General features: G+C 66.8%; 13 protein-coding genes, 1 tRNA gene and 1 pseudogene. 8 read left to right on the top strand and 7 right to left on the bottom strand.

Features of this window, described 5'->3' with window-relative positions:
- Positions 1–314, bottom strand: a 314-nt coding sequence (locus C1I98_RS19415) for a hypothetical protein (protein ID WP_146607522.1), incomplete at its 3' end; no start/stop codon positions are given.
- Positions 315–1,346: 1,032 nt separating this feature from the next.
- Between C1I98_RS19415 and C1I98_RS19420 the strand changes: the two genes are divergently transcribed.
- From C1I98_RS19420 to C1I98_RS41525, 3 genes and pseudogenes are all read left to right on the top strand, one after another.
- The gene (locus tag C1I98_RS19420) at positions 1,347–1,658 is read left to right on the top strand and encodes a transposase (RefSeq protein WP_438672097.1); all 312 of its coding nucleotides are present in this window, start codon (positions 1,347–1,349) and stop codon (positions 1,656–1,658) included.
- A gap of 2 nt (positions 1,659–1,660) precedes the next feature.
- A pseudogene (locus C1I98_RS45680) lies at positions 1,661–2,242 on the top strand (IS3 family transposase); the annotation flags it as partial.
- Between the two features lie 38 nt (positions 2,243–2,280).
- Positions 2,281–2,526: an integrase core domain-containing protein gene (locus C1I98_RS41525; RefSeq protein WP_158558101.1), complete on the top strand. Its 246-nt coding sequence runs from the start codon at positions 2,281–2,283 to the stop codon at positions 2,524–2,526.
- Between the two features lie 56 nt (positions 2,527–2,582).
- Here C1I98_RS41525 and C1I98_RS19435 read toward each other — a convergent pair whose 3' ends face one another.
- From C1I98_RS19435 to C1I98_RS19445, 3 genes are read right to left on the bottom strand one after another with little or no spacing between them, the layout of a single operon-like run.
- The gene (locus C1I98_RS19435) at positions 2,583–3,635 is read right to left on the bottom strand and encodes an ArsO family NAD(P)H-dependent flavin-containing monooxygenase (RefSeq protein WP_111168865.1); all 1,053 of its coding nucleotides are present in this window, start codon (positions 3,633–3,635) and stop codon (positions 2,583–2,585) included.
- On the bottom strand, positions 3,632–3,979 hold the full coding sequence (locus C1I98_RS19440) for an ArsR/SmtB family transcription factor (protein ID WP_111168866.1): 348 nt from the start codon (positions 3,977–3,979) through the stop codon (positions 3,632–3,634). The genes C1I98_RS19435 and C1I98_RS19440 overlap by 4 nt, the downstream gene beginning before the upstream one ends.
- Positions 3,976–5,238, bottom strand: coding sequence for an MFS transporter (locus C1I98_RS19445; RefSeq protein ID WP_233508002.1), 1,263 nt, complete (start codon positions 5,236–5,238; stop codon positions 3,976–3,978). Before C1I98_RS19445 ends, C1I98_RS19440 begins: the two co-directional genes overlap by 4 nt.
- Positions 5,239–6,757: 1,519 nt before the next feature.
- On the opposite strand from C1I98_RS19445, the gene C1I98_RS45685 reads away from it, so the two are divergent.
- The 4 genes from C1I98_RS45685 (at position 6,758) to C1I98_RS19465 (ending at position 11,015) form a co-directional block, all read left to right on the top strand.
- Positions 6,758–7,288, top strand: a complete 531-nt coding sequence (locus C1I98_RS45685; protein WP_368773532.1) for a carboxyvinyltransferase — start codon at positions 6,758–6,760, stop codon at positions 7,286–7,288.
- 303 nt (positions 7,289–7,591) lie between these two features.
- The gene (locus C1I98_RS19455; protein ID WP_111168868.1) at positions 7,592–8,494 is read left to right on the top strand and encodes a phosphate ABC transporter substrate-binding protein; all 903 of its coding nucleotides are present in this window, start codon (positions 7,592–7,594) and stop codon (positions 8,492–8,494) included.
- An 86-nt stretch (positions 8,495–8,580) separates the two neighbouring features.
- Positions 8,581–10,311, top strand: a complete 1,731-nt coding sequence (locus C1I98_RS19460) for an ABC transporter permease subunit (RefSeq protein ID WP_199537053.1) — start codon at positions 8,581–8,583, stop codon at positions 10,309–10,311.
- Complete coding sequence (locus C1I98_RS19465; protein ID WP_111168870.1) at positions 10,308–11,015, top strand: ATP-binding cassette domain-containing protein; 708 nt, start codon at positions 10,308–10,310, stop codon at positions 11,013–11,015. The genes C1I98_RS19460 and C1I98_RS19465 overlap by 4 nt, the downstream gene beginning before the upstream one ends.
- Before the next feature lie 97 nt (positions 11,016–11,112).
- Here the strand turns inward: C1I98_RS19465 and C1I98_RS19470 are convergent, their stop codons facing one another.
- From C1I98_RS19470 to C1I98_RS19480, 3 genes are all read right to left on the bottom strand, one after another.
- Positions 11,113–13,554, bottom strand: a complete 2,442-nt coding sequence (locus C1I98_RS19470) for a molybdopterin-containing oxidoreductase family protein (RefSeq protein ID WP_111168871.1) — start codon at positions 13,552–13,554, stop codon at positions 11,113–11,115.
- Between the two features lie 863 nt (positions 13,555–14,417).
- A complete protein-coding gene (tcmP, locus tag C1I98_RS45690) occupies positions 14,418–15,047 on the bottom strand; it encodes a three-Cys-motif partner protein TcmP (RefSeq protein ID WP_111168872.1) in 630 nt (209 codons plus the stop codon).
- A 738-nt stretch (positions 15,048–15,785) separates the two neighbouring features.
- Positions 15,786–15,857 (bottom strand) — tRNA-Arg (locus tag C1I98_RS19480).
- 117 nt (positions 15,858–15,974) lie between these two features.
- On the opposite strand from C1I98_RS19480, the gene C1I98_RS19485 reads away from it, so the two are divergent.
- On the top strand, positions 15,975–16,364 hold the full coding sequence (locus tag C1I98_RS19485; RefSeq protein WP_111168873.1) for a response regulator transcription factor: 390 nt from the start codon (positions 15,975–15,977) through the stop codon (positions 16,362–16,364).
- The last annotated feature ends 58 nt before the right edge of the window (positions 16,365–16,422 follow it).

Consider the following 16,422-nt stretch of genomic DNA (forward strand, 5'->3'; position numbering starts at 1 on the left):
GCCACCCACGCCGCAGGCATCCCCGGTTCTATGCCGTCCACCGTCAGGAAGACGCCGGCCACCTCGCCATCCAGGGCACCGAATTCCAGGGACACCGCCGCAGGCGTCGCACCCCGCTCAGCCGGCGCCGCGAACCCACGCACCGAGAGCCGCGCCGGATCACCACCGTCCAGCCGCTCCACCCGCAGGCCGTCCCCGGCCCACAGCCCGCTCACCGGCTCCCACCACGGGCCCAACGCCCTAGCAGGCAGATTCAGTACACCTTCCCGCTGTGCGTCCTCCAGCAAGGCACGCAGTTCATCCAACGCCAGCACGGTAATCCCTTCCCCATGGCCCGGAACCGCGCGCCCGCAAGCGCAAAGCCGTAGACACCTCAGAGATGTGCCACATGAATGCGGAAGCCGCGGATTTCTTGTTCGTTCAGTACCGTGGCGACTCTCGCCGCGTGATCGCTGATGAAGGTGACGAAGCCGAACCGCTTTGCCGAGCGGGCGCCGAGTGCCCGTCTGAAAATGAATATAGTGCCCGTCCGAAGGTGAAAGAACGCCGATATCAATATATTGTCGTCCGCTCTCGACTCGGGCACACCCCGGCTGCCCTTACTGACACGCCTCGCTGTCACTGACGTATGCCCGAACTGTTCGGGTCGACGACCCGAAGTCGGTGACCACATTGTTTCAGCCGCGCAGCGGCAGCGCAATAGATCAGTTTGGCGGACGAGGGGGCGAAGGGGCGAGGCGGGCAAACCATTTTCCGCAGCGGCCGTCGGCAGATTATGTACTGAACTTAAATGGGTAGTGCCTGGGGGCCGATTACGCCAAGGCCGAGACGGTCAGCGTGCGGCTGCCTTGACCATCCACCGCCGCCCACCCGCCCACACAGGCGCCCGGCGCGGCTCCACGCCCATCGCCCCGTAAACGCGTCGTCCTCGTCGCGCTCGTGACTATTGGCATCAGGGGACACCGGGTCAAGCTCAGCCGTACCGTCACCGCGGCCTGGGCCGCCATCAGCCTCACGCCGGCCAGCCGCCACAGCCGACAACCAACCGGAGGGGCAGACCTCCAGCATCTCTGGCCCTACAGCCACTGGCGCGCCATGGGCGGCGCTGGCACCCTCGCGACATCGCCCTTTATCTCGGCGACATCACCCTGAACACGATGTACCGGCAGCTGTCTCGCGGGGCCGAACGCGGTCTCATCCGCAAGATCGGCCACGGTATCTACACCGCAACCACGACTCCCCTTAACCTCTTGCCGGCAGGCCAGAAACCTCAACTACCCGGCCTTGAGGCTTGCTCCGGTTTGGCGGACATCTGAGATCAGGGGTTCGTCCCCGGGAGGATGTCCATGATGGAGAGCATGGGGAAGAAGAAGCCGCGTCCGCGGCGGTCGTTCACACCGGAGTTCAGGGCGGAGATCGTCGAGTTGTGCCGGCGGGGGGATCGGCCGATCAGTGAGGTGGCCAGAGATTTCGATCTGACCGAGACCTCGGTGCGGCAGTGGGTGCGCCAGGCCGAGATCGACGCGGGTGAGCGGGATGGGCTGACCAGCGGTGAGCGGGAGGAACCGGCGGCGTTGCGGCGGGAGCACCGGCGGCTGCGCGAGGACGTCGAGGTCCTCAAGCGGGCGACGGCTTTCTTCGTGAACCCGACCCGGTGAGCGTGGATCCGTTCATCGAGGCGGAGAAGCAGGGCGGTCACAGCGTCAAGCGGGCGTGTGAGCTGCTGGGAGTCTCCCGTGCCGCCTTCTACGCCCGTCGCGTGGCCGTCCCTGGGCCGCGTGCGGTCCGCGACGTGGAGCTGGCCGGGCGGATCGCCGAGGTGCACGCCCGCTCACGGGGCACTTACGGCGCGCTGCGGGTCCATGCCGCTCTGCGTCACGATGGCCGGCGGTGCGGCCGTCGGCGGGTGGCCCGGCTGATGCGCGTGCTGGGCTTGGCCGGGCGGCATCGGCGGCGCGGGCGGCGGACGACTGTCGCGGACCCGCACGCGCATGTCCGGGCGGATCTGATCGGCCGGGACTTCGCTCCGGATGCCTCGGCGGTCGATGCCCGCTGGTGCGGGGATGTCACCTACATCGCCACCGGGCAGGGGTGGTTGTATCCGGCCACGGTGATCGACATCGCCTCGCGGCGGGTGGTGGGCTGGGCGGCGGCCGATCATCTGCGTACCGATCTGGTGGCCGATGCGTTGCGGCAGGCCTACGTTCGCCGTCGTCCGGCCGGGCCGGTGATCTTTCACTCCGACCGTGGTGCCAGTACACCAGTGCCGCGTTCGCCGCTTTGGCCGATCGGCTGGGGGTGCGGTTGTCGGTCGGGCGGCGGGGGCAGTGCTGGGACAACGCGGTGGCCGAGTCGTTCTTCGCCACGATCAAGGGCGAGCTTTTGGACGGCCGGTTCTGGCCGACCCGGGCCGCGGCCCGTAGTGCGGTCTTCGAGTTCATCGAGGGCTGGTACAACCTGCACCGGCTGCACAGCAGTCTGGGTTACCGTAGCCCTGCCGACTTCGAGGCCGCCCACGCGGCCTGACCACCACATCGTTGGTGTCCGTCAAAGGGGAGCAGGCTCAACCCTGCGGAAGACGGTCAGCCGAGCTGCCGTGTGGTCTCCGCCACCGCCTCGCGAGCGGTGCGCCCTACGCCGATGAGGGTCGCCGAGGCGGGGCCGGTCCAGTCTCCATAGCCGAGGAGATGAAGTCGCGGCTCTCCTGATGCCCTGGTGCCGTCGACGGCGATCCGGCCGTCAGAGCCGCGCAGCCGCAGTGGAGCGAGATGGCTCAAGGCAGATCGGAATCCGGTGCACCAGCAGATGACGTCGCACGCCGATTCGGAGCCATCGGACCAGGCGACGCCGACCGGAATGATGTGACTGAACATTGGTTCGGATTTCAGGGCACCACGATCACGCGCCTGCCGTACGGGCGGAACGGCCACGATGTCGCCCAGGTCGGCGATCGCCGGGACGTCATGACCCTCGCGGGTGGCCTGGTAGTGGCGAGTGGCCAGTTCGAACAGAGCCTTGCCGTCCACCTCGTCTCTGATCAGCCGAGGTGGCCGCCGCGTGACCCAAGTGGTCATCGCGACGGTGGATACCTCGGCGAGGATCTGTGCCGCTGAATTGCCGCCGCCGACGATGACCACTTTCCGTCCGGCCAGGCTCTCCGGACCGCGGTAGTCGGCGGTGTGCAGCTGACGGCCGGCGAATTTCCCGATGCCCGGATAATGAGGAATGTACGGACGCCACCAGGTACCGGTGGCACTGATCACCACCTTCGCCCGCCATATCCCACGGTCGGTCTCGGCGACCAGCCCGACGTCGCCACGCCGTACGGCCGAGACGAGGACTGGGCGGTGCACCGGCAACGCGTAGCGGCGTTCGTAGTCGGCCAGATAGTCAACGGTGTCGGCCGCACTCGGGTAGCCGCCGCCGGGAGGCGGGGGCATCAGCCGCCCAGGAAGGGAGCTGTAAGAGGCCGGCGAGAACAGGCGCAGGGACGGCCAGGTGTGCCGCCACGCGCCGCCGGGATGCGGCTGGGCATCCAAGATCGCGAAGTTGGCCTTGGCCCGCCGCAGGTAGAAGCCAGCGGCGAGCCCCGCTTGTCCCGCTCCGATGACCAGGACGTCCACCGCGCCGGTCATACAGTGGCAGGTTGCGCAAGAGGGGTGAACAGAGTCCCAAGCCGCGCCACGGCCTGCGGGACGATCCAATAGTAAACCCAGGTGCCTCGCCGCTCGCACTCGATCAGACCTGCGGTCCGCAGGACTTTCAGGTGGTGGGAGATGGTGGGAGCAGTGAGGTTGAACGCGCTGGTGAGATCGCATACGCACACCTCACCGGCGGAATGGGAGCCGATCATCGACAGCAGTCGCAGACGGACAGGGTCCGCGACGGCCTTGAGTAGCACGGCGAGCTCGGCAGCGGCGACCTCATCGATCGGCTCGACGGCGATCGGGGCGCAGCACTGGACGGAGGTGGTGGTCACAGCGGGTCCTCCTGAACACGGGCGGACTGCTTTCGCTCCCGTCGAATCATAGCTCGATGGTAGGAGAGCAGCGCGATCGCCGCCACCGCGCAGGCGGCGGCCACCGCCACCATCACCCAGCCGTAATCTGTGACCTGGGCCAGTGCCATTGCGCCCAGCGGGGCCCCCGCCCTGGCAGCGGTGGTGAACATCGCAATACGGCCGGACAGGCTGCCGTAGGCGGTGGTGCCATAACGGGCCGCCAGCAGGTGCGGCCGGATGATCGTGCCCACGCCGAAGCCCAAGCCGAACCCCAGCACACAGCCGATCGCTCCGGCTGGGTGCCGTCCGACAAACGGCAACAGCAGTACGGCGAGGCCCTGAAGTGCGAAGATCGCCACAGCGATAAGTGCCGCCGGCAGGCGGCGTTGCAGGCCGGTGGTGACCAGCCGGCCTGTCACGGACAGCACGCCGAGCAGCCCGGCGACGGTCGCGGCGAAGACCGGACGATGGCCCAGGTGAACGAGGTAGGTGATCAGTAGGACGCCGATGGTCGCAACGGCCGAGCCCTGCGCGGTGAAGGCCGCGGCCAGCAGGCGGAACGGTCGTTCCCGGACGGCGGCGTGCACTAGCGCGGCCCGTTCGGCGGTGTGCGCCCGGGTACCGCGGCCATGGCCCCGCCTGCGGACCACGACGGCGTGCGCCGGGATCGCGATCACCCCGTAGCCCAAGGCGAGCACAACGAGGGCCTCGCGCCAGCCGTACGCCTGGGTGAGCAGACCGGCCAGCGGCAGGAAGACAGAGGAGGCGAAGCCGGCGATTATGGTGACGACCAGTAGCGCGTTCGCCTGGCGTTGGCCGTCGAACCAGGCGACCACCACGGCGAACGCCGGTTCGTACAGCGCCATCGCCGACGCCACACCGATCGCCACGAACACCGCGTAGAGCTGCGGCAGACTCTCCACTCGGGACCATGCCAGCACCGCCGCGGCGCCGAGCACCGACCCGGCCGTCATCAACCCGCACCCACCGCGGGCGTCCAGCCAACGGCCGACCAGCGGCGCGCATCCGGCGGTGACGAGGACGGCGAGTGTGAACGCGGCGGCGACCTGCGTGCCATCGGCGCCCAGATCCCGGCGCATCGGGTCCAGGAACACCGAGAACGCGTAGTAGAGCACGCCGTATCCGATGGTCTGTGTCACCGCCAATACGCCGACCATGCGCCACCCGCGGCGAATCTCGCCCGCCGCCTCGGACCGCTCGGCGCTCGTCGGTCTCACTGACCGGCCCCTCCCGCTCATCGTCCCCCGGGCTCCCCCGGCCGCACAGTTCGGCCGCTCATCAGCACGGCAATGGTCGGTTCGGTAGGTACATCGTAATGTTCACGGATGGCTTCTTCTGGAACCTTTACCACTGGTTTGATATGCATCAAATTAAAATTTGCTTGGCTGACCTGTCAGGACCTCGTCAAATAGGATCGCCGTCCAGATATGGATGCCGTGTGTGTAGGCGGCAAGGGCGCCAACGACATGCTCGGATGAGCGGGATCGAGTCCCGTGGCGACGGACCAGTGGTGGATGCCGCGCCCACCAGCGACACTGCTCACGAACAGTGGCCGACGCCGAGAGGCCGGCATGATGGTGGCGACCTCGGCGACTTCGTAGCCGATCTTCACCAGTTTTGCCCGCCCCGACGATGACCGCCGCTTGCCTACGTACGGCTTCATGTTGCGGTAGGCGGCCGTACGGGCGAGCCCGCCGGTGAAAGTGTCCACGCCGGGCCGTGCCAGGAGATAGGGACGCCCCTCGGATGTCGCCACCACGGCCGAAGCGTGGATTCGTTCGCCGTCGGCTGGAATGGGGCTGGCGCACCTCGCCAAATATCGTACTCTTCATTGCACGCAACAACGGGCAACGATTCGTCGAGGCCGACCGACTGACTCGCGAAACCGCATGACACAGCTTATGCCGATCCGTCACAGCACTCCTTCCACCTAAAGGTGACTCGCACCCCTTTCTCCTATTCACTTACCAGAGAATGATGCCCATACCGAAGATCGGTCGTGGTGCGTAGGCACCGGCAGGCTATGGCCGAGTTGGGAGTTGCGCACGCGTTATCGCGGTCGCGAGGCGAGGGACATCGAACTGCGGCTCGCTTCGTGGTGGTGCCCTAGCGACTCAGCTTGTAGACGGAGTGGCAGCCTTCCTCCCTGTTGAAGGCAGGTTGGCGGGTCTGCGGTGATCATAGCCCGTCACAACATAAAACCCACCATTACTCCTGATTTATCACATTTTTTCCCGATTTGGGGTGAGTATAGCCAACCCTGAACACGGAGGCCGGCCGGCTTCATGGTCTCGAATCGCTCGCGGTCATGCAAAAGCCTTCACGTTTGACCAGAGTGGACCGTACTAGCGAGTGGATGAGCCAGGGATTCGCGGCTTGTGTCAGACCTTCGGTGGATTTGATGGTTGACAGCAGCGTTCGATGCTGCGCTAACTGTTGGTAGCGCTTCATGCGTGTGGCGAAAAGGCCTCATTCGGCGCGACGACGTCTGTTGCCTTGGTGTCGCCTGTGTCGCAATGATCCCCAAATCGGAAATATCGCGTACATGGACATATGTCGACACCTGAGCCATGACCCCCTAGCCGCTGAACGACTCTGCAGGCCAGGCAAACAGGACGTAGGTCTTTGGCCAGGCATGCAGGAAGTAGGAACATAGTGACCATCACCGCCGACCCGAGGGTTTCGCTGAATGAGTTAGAGATCACGCCAATCGGGGAGGCCGGCGCCGCCATAGAGGTGCACGGCTCGAAGAGCTGCACAAACCGCTTCATCACCAGAACTGTCGAGCCGCTCGGGCACGTCGAGGCGGCCTCGGGCGGGGCGGCGAGCACCATCGAAATGGAACCGTCTGGACGTGCGATGTGGACGCCCGACGGCGAGGTCCACACGGGCAACGCTGGGACGGGTCCATGGCTTCTGACCACCATGTCCGCTCTTGCCGTAGGTCGGACCATCATCTCAGGCGATCAGCGGATCCGGGAGCGACTGATGGGACACTTGCTCCAGGCATTGGATCGGCTGAGTCTGTGCGTGGTGGCACTATGTGGCAACGGCTCGACGCGATGTCACCGGCGGGCGCGCCGTTCCGAAATCCGAGCTGTGTGTCCAAACCCATCCTGGCGTTCTGGCGACTCGAGGCCCTCCGCGAGAATGCGTAATGGCGGCTTGGTAGGCATCCACGGGCATCCTGCTGATCTTCGACGGCCGGGAAGAGTTCGATCCTGGAGCGGGCGATGCCATCGCGCAGGCGAGTACTCCCGTCCATGACGAGCTGTAGGCGAAGCAGCAGAAGATCCACTCTCCCGCCGCCATTCGCGACCCCCTCGCTGTAGTGTCACCAAAGCCCACTACCTGACGGCTGAGCACAGCTTCCCACTGAAGCTCGCTGTCCTACCCGATCCCTTCGATTTCGCGCGGACACTCCAACACGTACGCGCAGGTTCAGGTCGGCAGCATTCACTGCCATTCCTTGATCGCAGTGCAGCGGGTCCTTCTTTCGGCCGATTACGGGGCCGGCGGAGAAGGGTTCCCCTGATGATGTCGGCCGCTCGTATCACGGAAGGTAAATCAATGAACCAACCGCATCTGTGGCAGGCCGGAAGAGGCCTGACCAGGCTCGCCGCGCTCGGCGCCGCCCTCCTGCTGTGCCTCGCAAGCGCGGCCTGTACCGGGAAAGACGGCAAGCGCAGAAACGTTCTTCGGGTCAGCGGCTCCACGACAGTCAACCCCGTCGCGGCCGATGTCGCCGACGTGCTGCGTAGCCAGGGAATGGAGGTCACGATCGACACGCAGGGCGGGTCGGCCGGGGGAATTTCTCAGCTCGGCGCAGGCCAGATCGATATCGCCATGAGCTCGAAGCCTCTCGCAGATGCCGATAGAAAGCGGTTCCCGGGTATCAACTTGGTGGCCACCGAGATCGGCCGGGATGCGGTCGGCATCGTCGTGCGTAAGAGCGTCCACGACAGTGGGGTGACTTCGCTCACTCGGACTCAGCTCGCGCGGATCTTCGAGGGGAAGGCGGCGAGCTGGAAGGAGTTCGGTGGCCCTGATCTGCCAGTTTATGTGTACGACAAAGAGCCGGGGCGTGGGACTCGCGAGGTCCTCGACAAGTACCTCTATGAGGAAGCCGCTACCCCGCCTCCGGTCCAGCCCAACGGCCGCTACGCGATCGTCGGCGGAAACGAGGAGACCCGCACCAAGCTCCGTACCACCGAAGGGTCGGTGGCGCCACTTTCGGCTGCCTTCGTGGAAGGTTCCAAGGAACTGGCCCTCGTCGCGGTAGACGATGTGCCGCTCACCCCGCAGAACATCGTGAGCGGCAAGTATCCCCTGGCTCGGCCACTGTTCCTGATCACGAATGGCAGCCCGCAGGGGAACGCTCGCACCTTCATCGACCGTGTGCTGTCGGCCGAGGGGCAGAAGGTGGTCACGCAGCATGGCTATCTGAACCTGGCTCAGCTCGGTAAGCGATGATCACGTCGACACACAAAGAGGGTCAGTGCCCTGGACTTCGCCCTCTGTCCGCATTGCGGGGCGTCAGGCCACGGCGATCGGGCTGGGTGCCGATCGTGGTGGGTGGCGGTGCGGCGCTCGTGGGAGCGAGTGGCGCCATGCTTTGCGCGTTCCTGATCAGCGGTGTGACATCCGGCCCGGTCGACTGGTGGGCATTGGTCACCTCCGGCGTCTGGAGCCCGCAGCAGTCGCTGTTCGGCGTGTTGCCCATGATCTGGGGCACCGCCGTGGTCAGCCTTCTTGCGCTTGCGGTCGCGGTGCCGATCGGGTGGGCAGCGGCGCTGGGCTTACACGAGCTGACACCTGCGCGGCATCGCCGGACGCTGCGCATGGCGGTGGAGATGCTCGCCGCGGTCCCGTCCATCGTCTACGGGCTCCTGGGCGTCGTGTTGCTGCGCGGCCTGATGAGCCGGCTGTTCGGGGTGACCGGCGGAGACAGCCTGCTGGCCGCCGCTCTGGTGCTGAGCGTAATGGTCCTCCCGACAGTGGTGTCGGTGTCGGTGGACGCGCTCGCCGACGTACCCGACTCGGTTCGCGAGACCGGGGCGGCGCTGGGGCTATCCCGCGTCGAGGTGATCGGTTCTGCGGTGTTTCCGCAGGCACGGGGCGGGATGTTGGCAGGGGCGGTACTGGGCCTGGCGCGTGCGCTGGGCGAGACGGTGGCGGTCTTCCTGGTCATCGGGCGTGCGGACGGGCCACTGGCGAGCACGGTGAACGGCCTGCTGCGCTCTATACTGCAGCCGGGACAGACCCTCACCACCAAACTCGGGGGTCCCGAGCCCCTGCTCGCCGGGACGAGCGGCACCCATTGGGCGACACTGTGCGCGCTGGGCGCCGTGCTGATGTGCGTCATCGCCGGGTTGACCCTGCTGGCACAGTCAAGACGGCTCGATCGGCGAGGCGGGAGGACACGGTTCCCGCCCCGCGCGCGGCGGCATCGCGGCGCGCGTGATCGACTGGGCGTCGCGTCGCTTCGCACGGCCCTGGCCCTGCCGATCCTGCTGGCCGTGGGCATCGCGGTGGTCGTCCTGGAGCGAGGCACTCCGGCCCTCGACCCGGGCTTCTGGGCGACGCCCGCAGCGGGCGCGAGTGGTGGCGGGGTGCGCGATCAGATCATCGGCACACTCCTTCTGGTCGCAACCGCGGGTGTCATGGCGGCGGCCGCCGGGCTCACGCTCGCGCTGTTGATAGGCGAGTACGCGACCCCCAGGGTGGCCGGCTGGATGCGCACGGCCACGTTGACACTCGGCGGTATCCCTTCGATCGTGCTCGGCCTGGCCGGGTTCTGGTTCTTCGGATCGGCACTCGGATGGGGGAAGAGCTGGTTGGCCGGGACGTTTCTGCTCGGGCTCGTCGCCACCCCCATCGTGGCGCTGGCCGTCACCGCGCAGATCGGCCGACTGCCCAGGGAACGGCTGGAGACGGCGCGTGCGCTCGGATTGCGCCGCTCGCAGGTGGTCCGTTCGGTGTTGCTTCCCTACACTCGCCCGGCGCTGGTCACCGGCCTCCTACTCGGGCTGGCCCGCGCGGCGGGCGAGACCGCGCCGCTGCTGTTCGCCGCGACCGTTTTCAGCGGTGCCGGCGGAATGCCGGCGGGCGTCGTCGACGCTCCCGTGGTGAGTCTCCCGACGCACGTCTTCAACCTGGCGCAGGATGCCGCGGATCCCGCGGCCATCCGCGCCGCCTGGGGCGCAGCCACCGTCCTGATCATCATCATCGCCCTGCTGCTCATCGTGAGCATGCCGATCCGTCGGCGTCTGGAGAAGGAGCGCGTGTGAATGCCATCGCGATCCGGGATCTCACCGTCTCAAAGAGAAGCCCGAAGAGGACAAAGGACAACAAGGGGCGGCATCCGCTGGTCGGCCCGGCGTCGTTCGCCGTACCGCATGGCGAGGTCATCGGCCTGTACGGCCCGTCGGGCGTGGGCAAGTCGACGATGCTACGCGCTCTCGTCGGCCTGCTGCCCGATGGGTTGGACGCCGAGGGTGTGATTCGCGTTCTCGGAGTCGACGTACTGCGGCAGCGGCCGTCAGCACTCGCCGAACTCCGCACGCGGGCGGTGCTCGTGCCGCAGATCGCCGTGATGTTCCCCGACGGCATCATCGGTAACACGCTGTTCGGGCTGCGGCATGTCGTCAGGGCTCCCGCCAATCAGCTACGCAAGCGCGCCGAGGAGGCACTGGCCGAGGTCGGACTATGGGACGAGGTCCGCGACCGGCTGAACGCACCGGCCGCCGAACTCTCGGTCGGGCAACGCCAGCGACTCGCGCTGGCCCGCGCGCTGGCGCTCGATCCCGAAGTGATTCTGCTGGACGAACCGACCAGCGCCCTTGACGAGGCATCGGCCGCCGAAGTCGAGGAGACGCTTCAGAGCCTACGCGGCCACCGTACGCTGCTTGTCGTCTCGCACGACATCGAGCAGTTGAAGCGGCTGTGTGACTCGCTGGTTCCGTTGCATCGCCCTACCAGCACGTCCAATTAGAGCCTGGGAGCCACTTCCGGCTTCCAGCCAGACGATCGGGCTCGGTTCGAGGCCGTGCCTTCAGCCTTGAACCGGGTCCGATACCCGCTGTGCGCTCTCAGTCCGCCTTTCGGATCCGGCAGGCGAAGCACTTGTACGCCTGCTGGCCGGACAGGTTGTCATAGAACGCGTCATCGACCAGGGCGTTGGCGGGCTCATACCGCGGATCACCGAACACGTCCCCCACCTGCTGCGCGGGTCCGAAGGTGTTGGGCAGGAAGATCGTGTCCGTCCGGATACCCCGATCCAGCGACGCGGTCGCACGGACCGACCCCCGCGGGCTTTCCACCACGATCGTGTCGCCGTCCGCGATGCCGTAGCGGCGCGCCGTGTCGGGGTGGATCTGCGCCAGGCGGACGCCGTTCAGTCGCATGCCGGTGAACGTCCAGTGCGTGACACTGGCGAAGTGCGCCACACTCGGGCGGCCGGTCATGCCCATCAGCGGAAAACGCTTGTGCACCTCGCCATCACCCGGAACACCGATGCGCACCGGGTGGGTGAGCGCCTGGGGGTAGACCGGGTTGGTGATGAAGGTGTCCTGGTAGGCGATGGTGGGGTGGGCTCCGGTGACCTCGGGATGGGTGAAGAAGACCGGCAGCGCGCCATGCCCGCTGGGTTCGAGGCGGGCGTGCAGGGCGGGCGTGTAGATCTCCACCTTGCCGCTGGGGGTCAGGAACCGCTTGCCGGCGTTGGCCGGGTCCAGCGCGGCGGCGGCCTGGTACCAGGAGGGGTGGTCCAGGTACAGGGTGCTCACCCCGGGGTGGCTCGTGCTCGGGCACGGCCAGCGCAGCGGTTCGGCGCGGCGGCGCATCCGCTCGCGGGTCATGCCCGCGGCGCTGGGGGTGTGCGCGATAAAAGCGGCCCACAGATTCTTATAGTCCAGCCATGCCTCGGGGAAGGCGTCCCGCCAGTACGAGGCCGGTTTGACGCGGTCACGGCGGGCCAGAGCGTGCGCCAGGCCGATCCACACCTCAGGGTCAGGCCGGGAGTGACCGACCCTGGGCGCGGCGGCGTCCTGCCAGCGGATGGCCCGGTCGTCGCGGCGCATGTAGACGCCCTCGAACTCCAGGCCGCTGCACACCGGCAGGATCACATCGGCGTAATAGGCGGCCTCCTCCATGAACAGGCCGGTGTAGACGTAGAAGTCGAGCTCGGCGAACGCTCGGCGGACCTTGGCTGTGTTGGCCGATGCCAGCAGCGGGTTGCCCTCGGTGACCACCGCGCGCAGTTTGTAGGGGCGGCCGGTGAGGATGGCCTCAGCGAAGGCGTCCGGGCCGACCGGCAGCGCGGGCCCCGGAGTGGGGGTGTCCACCGTGAGCGGGGGCAGGCCCAGGCCGCCGGGCCAGGTGTTGTGCATGAAATTGCAGCCCCCGCCGGGGACGCCGATGTTGCCGGTCACCGCGGCCAGCATGGCGATGGCCCGGTAGGTGTCGAAGGCGCCGAGCTGGTGGGAGATCCCGGCGTTGCAGAAGATCGCGGCCGGTTCGGCCGTGGCGTACTCGACCGCGAGGCGACGGATGGTGGCGGCCGGGACACCGGTGACCCCGGCGGCCCACGTCGCGGTGTACCGCTTGGCGATCAGGTGCTCGCGCAGCTCTTGGAAGCCGAGGACCCAGCGGGTCACGAACGCCTTGTCGTACAGGTTCCTGGTAATGATCTCGTGCAGCATGCCGAGGACGAGGGCGAAGTCGGTGTGCGGCTTGGGAGCGACCCATTCGTCGGCGAAGGCGCTGGTCGGGGTCTGCCGCGGGTCGACCACCACCAGGCGGGCGCCGGTACGGCGGCGCGCACGCAGCAGGTGGGCGTAGGTCACCGGATGGGTCTCGGCCTGGTTGGTGCCCAGCAACAGCAGGTAGCGGGCCGCACCAAGATCCTCCTTACCGGTGGCGCCGTCGATGCCGTAGCCGTTGGTGAAATATCCCAGCCCGAAGGTGGCGGCCAGGGCGTTGCCGCCGCCGTCGTTGCAGACTGGGCCCACGTCGGAGTCGTTGGGGCTGCCCAGCAGCGTGAACAGCCGGTGTACCAGGGACCCGGTGCCCCGAGGCTGGCGGCCGGTGGTGCGGTTGGCGATGGCGCGGGCCTCGCCTTGGTCGCGCAGGCGCAGGAACCGGTCCGCGATCAAATCCAGCGCCTGGTCCCAGGACACGGACTCGAACCTGGAGGCGGGGTCGCCTTTGGCCCCTCCGACCCGGCGCAGCGGGGTGGTCAGCCGCAGCGGGTTGTACAGCAGCTCGGTCATCATCGGCCCCTTGACGCACAGGTTGCCATCTTGGACCGGATCATCGGTGCGGCCGGAGATGCCGATGACCCGCCCGGCCTTCAGTTGCACGGTGAGCCCGCAGGCGCTGTTGCAGAACTGGCATGCGCTGGTGACGGTCTTGTCGGGCGTGAGTGCCGCCGAGCCGCGGGTGAAGTCCGGCAGCGAGCCATCGTCCACACCCCCGCTCTCGGGCGGCGGAGTGAAGGACGCGGCGGCGTGCGCCGACCGGGGTAACAGCATGGGCTGCGACAGCGGTAACGTTCCGGCGGTCGCCAGCCCCGCGCCCGACCAAAGCGCGCTACCGAGCAGAGACCGTCGCGATGGAGGCCCCTGCTCAGGCTGCGGCGGGTCGTCCGAGCCGGCGTCATTCGAGGTCGGCATGCATGCTCCCGTCCACGTGCAATTGCGATCGGGCGCCCGGCGGATGGTCCGGGCGAAGTGCGATGCTAGACGCGCGACTATGGTGCGGGTACCGTCACGATCAGCGCTCGCCGCGTTGATATGTAGCGGTATAGAAGCACGCCTGCATAGATCGTCTTCTATGCAAGCTCCATAGTGCACAGGGCCTCAATGGCCGTCAATGACCACGCCGATCACGTTACGGTCACCGGCCCGTCACTTTGGGCCACTATCGGATGCGGTGCGGGTGAGGCAGTGAACGATCCTGGCATCTGTCAAGCCGACGCCCTTCTCTCCCCAGGCGGCACGCGGTCGTCGTCGCTTGTAGATCGGGTAGCTCCAAGGTGATCCCCGAGATGGCGGCGCAGTCATGAACGGCCATCCGCTCAGGCGTGCGGTGGGCAGGCCACGGTCACGCAGGGTCGCTAGGCGCATTGAGCCAGCGGTAAGAGCGATGGCCGACATGACGGGCGCGTTTGAGCCAAGCTATCAACAAAGCCGCGAGGCCTGCTGGGTAGCTCGCGACGGCGGTTGTTGACTGCACCGTGGCGACCGCCCGCGCTCCCCCACCGGAGCCACGGATCTAGCGCGGATGGATTCATCCCGCAGCCCGATGGCTGTGCCGCCTGCCCGGCGCACTGTCCACCGACAAAGCCGTGAGGCCTTGTACACATCCCGATCACGAGGCGCTGCAATAGGCCCGATCATGTAGCAGGTCCGCGCCGAACGGCTACCAGAGGACGACATCTCCTGCGCGATCGGGCAGTCCGCGGCGCGCAGCCTTCGCCCGCCACAACCCCGGCAGCACGGCGCGTAAGGTCAGCACTGAAGTTGAGAAGCACCTCGGTCTGCGGCCTCGCTGCTCGGCGAGGTCCTACGAGGACTTGCACCAGCCGATCGAAGGGCAGTCCAGCACCGCAGGGATCAAGAAATAGAAGCAAAGGGGAAGGGGCTGCCTGCCGGATCACTATGTCCAGATGATCCTCTACCGATCCTGCGAAGGCTCGGGCACTTAGCCCTTGGCTGGAGTATTCCTCCACTACGCCGCTGAGGTTCGCGTAAAGTGCTTGATCTTTCTCCACGAAAAACCCGAAAACATTTCGAGAGTTCTGGAAGCTGCGCATGGCTCTCAAGATCAGTTCCGCCGACCCGGGGCTACCGTCTGGATAACGACCACGTCCAGCGAATCCATCAAGCACTACGACCTGCTTGCCTACTGCCGTGCTCCCAGGCATGGCAATGAATGGCGGCAGGTATTGTCGAAGGATCTCATGCTTGAAGACCGACTGAGCGTGAGGGTCATCCAGGAGGCCTCCCGCCGTACCTGTCGCCATGGATTCCTCCCCGCTAGGTGACCAACCCCTATATGGAGCTTGTACGCGCAGGTAGGGCAAAGGTCAAGGCAAACATACGTGCGATAGGCCTATGCGTGGATGGATGGGTCCGTTTAGCCCAGCAGCACAGTTGCTCCAGTCGCCGTTTCAGCAGGATTCATGTGCGCAGCCGTGTCGTGGCACGGGCGAGGCGTGGGGCTCGTGAGCCGGTTAGGCGAGCGCTGGGGAAATGTGCCTGCTGCATGCACGAGTGAGCCATGCCTCCTCAGCGTTCCGATGAGTGAGCGGGGTTGGAATGCCGGCGGGCAGGCGGGAGGTCCGCGTCGAACGGATGGTGGCGATGGCGACTCTGATACGGCGGTGGTGCTGGGCCCGGCGTGCTCTGTTGTAGGCAAAATGCCTGGTGATCCGGTCCTGATGGTGGTTGCCGCGTACGCCCCAGCGGTTGATGTCAATAGAACTGGTAGTCAGGGCTTGGGCTGGGGGCAGTGCTCATTCGGCTGAGCAGGTCGCGTGTTTCCGGCGAACATTCCAGGCCAAGGGTGTCGAGGCGGGTTTTGAGGTGGCGGGCGCGGAGGCGGGCTTCGTCGGTGCGGCCGAGGGTCGTGAGGCCGGTCCACAACTGGTCCAGAACCAGTGATTCACAACGAGAACGGGCGGGACTCCGTGGGACTGGAGGCCCGCCCGTACCTGTGCTGTCCGTCCTGGTCAGCGGCCAAGACCGCCGGTCAGATCGTGTGCCCCCTGTAGGATTCGAACCTACGCACCCGGCTCCGGAGGCCGGTGCTCTATCCCCTGAGCTAAGGGGGCGCGTTGCGGAACCAGGCTACCAGTACCTGGGCGGCGCTCGGCACCATGATATCTCCGGGGTCAGAAGTCCCTTGAAAAACGCACAGGGTGGCCTGGGGAGGGGCTAGTGTCGCCGCCGTGGGCGAGCATCTTGGGCGGGTACTGGTGGTGGATGATGATGAGGTCATCCGGCAGCTCATAGCGGTCAATCTGACGCTGGAGGGGTTCGAGGTCGAGACGGCGAGTGATGGGCAGGATTGCCTGGATCGGGTGCTCGATGTGCGGCCCGATGTGGTGACTTTGGATGTGATGATGCCGCGGCTGGACGGGTGGGCGACGGCGGCGCGGTTGCGGGGGGATGAGGGGACGAGTGGGATCAAGGTGGTGATGATCACTGCTCGGGCGCAGGACGACGATCGGCGGCGGAGCAGGGGGATCGGGGTGGACGCCTATCTCACCAAGCCGTTCGATCCGGCGGAGCTGATCGAGTTGGTGCGGGGGTTGGCGCTTTCGGAGCGTGCCCGGTAGGAGCGTGCCCGGTAGGAACCCGGGTAGGAGCGTGCTGGGGTGGTAGCGGGGGGTTGGG

Origin of the sequence: Spongiactinospora gelatinilytica (assembly GCF_003236385.1) — a bacterium.
GTDB classification, from domain to species: domain Bacteria; phylum Actinomycetota; class Actinomycetes; order Streptosporangiales; family Streptosporangiaceae; genus Spongiactinospora; species Spongiactinospora gelatinilytica.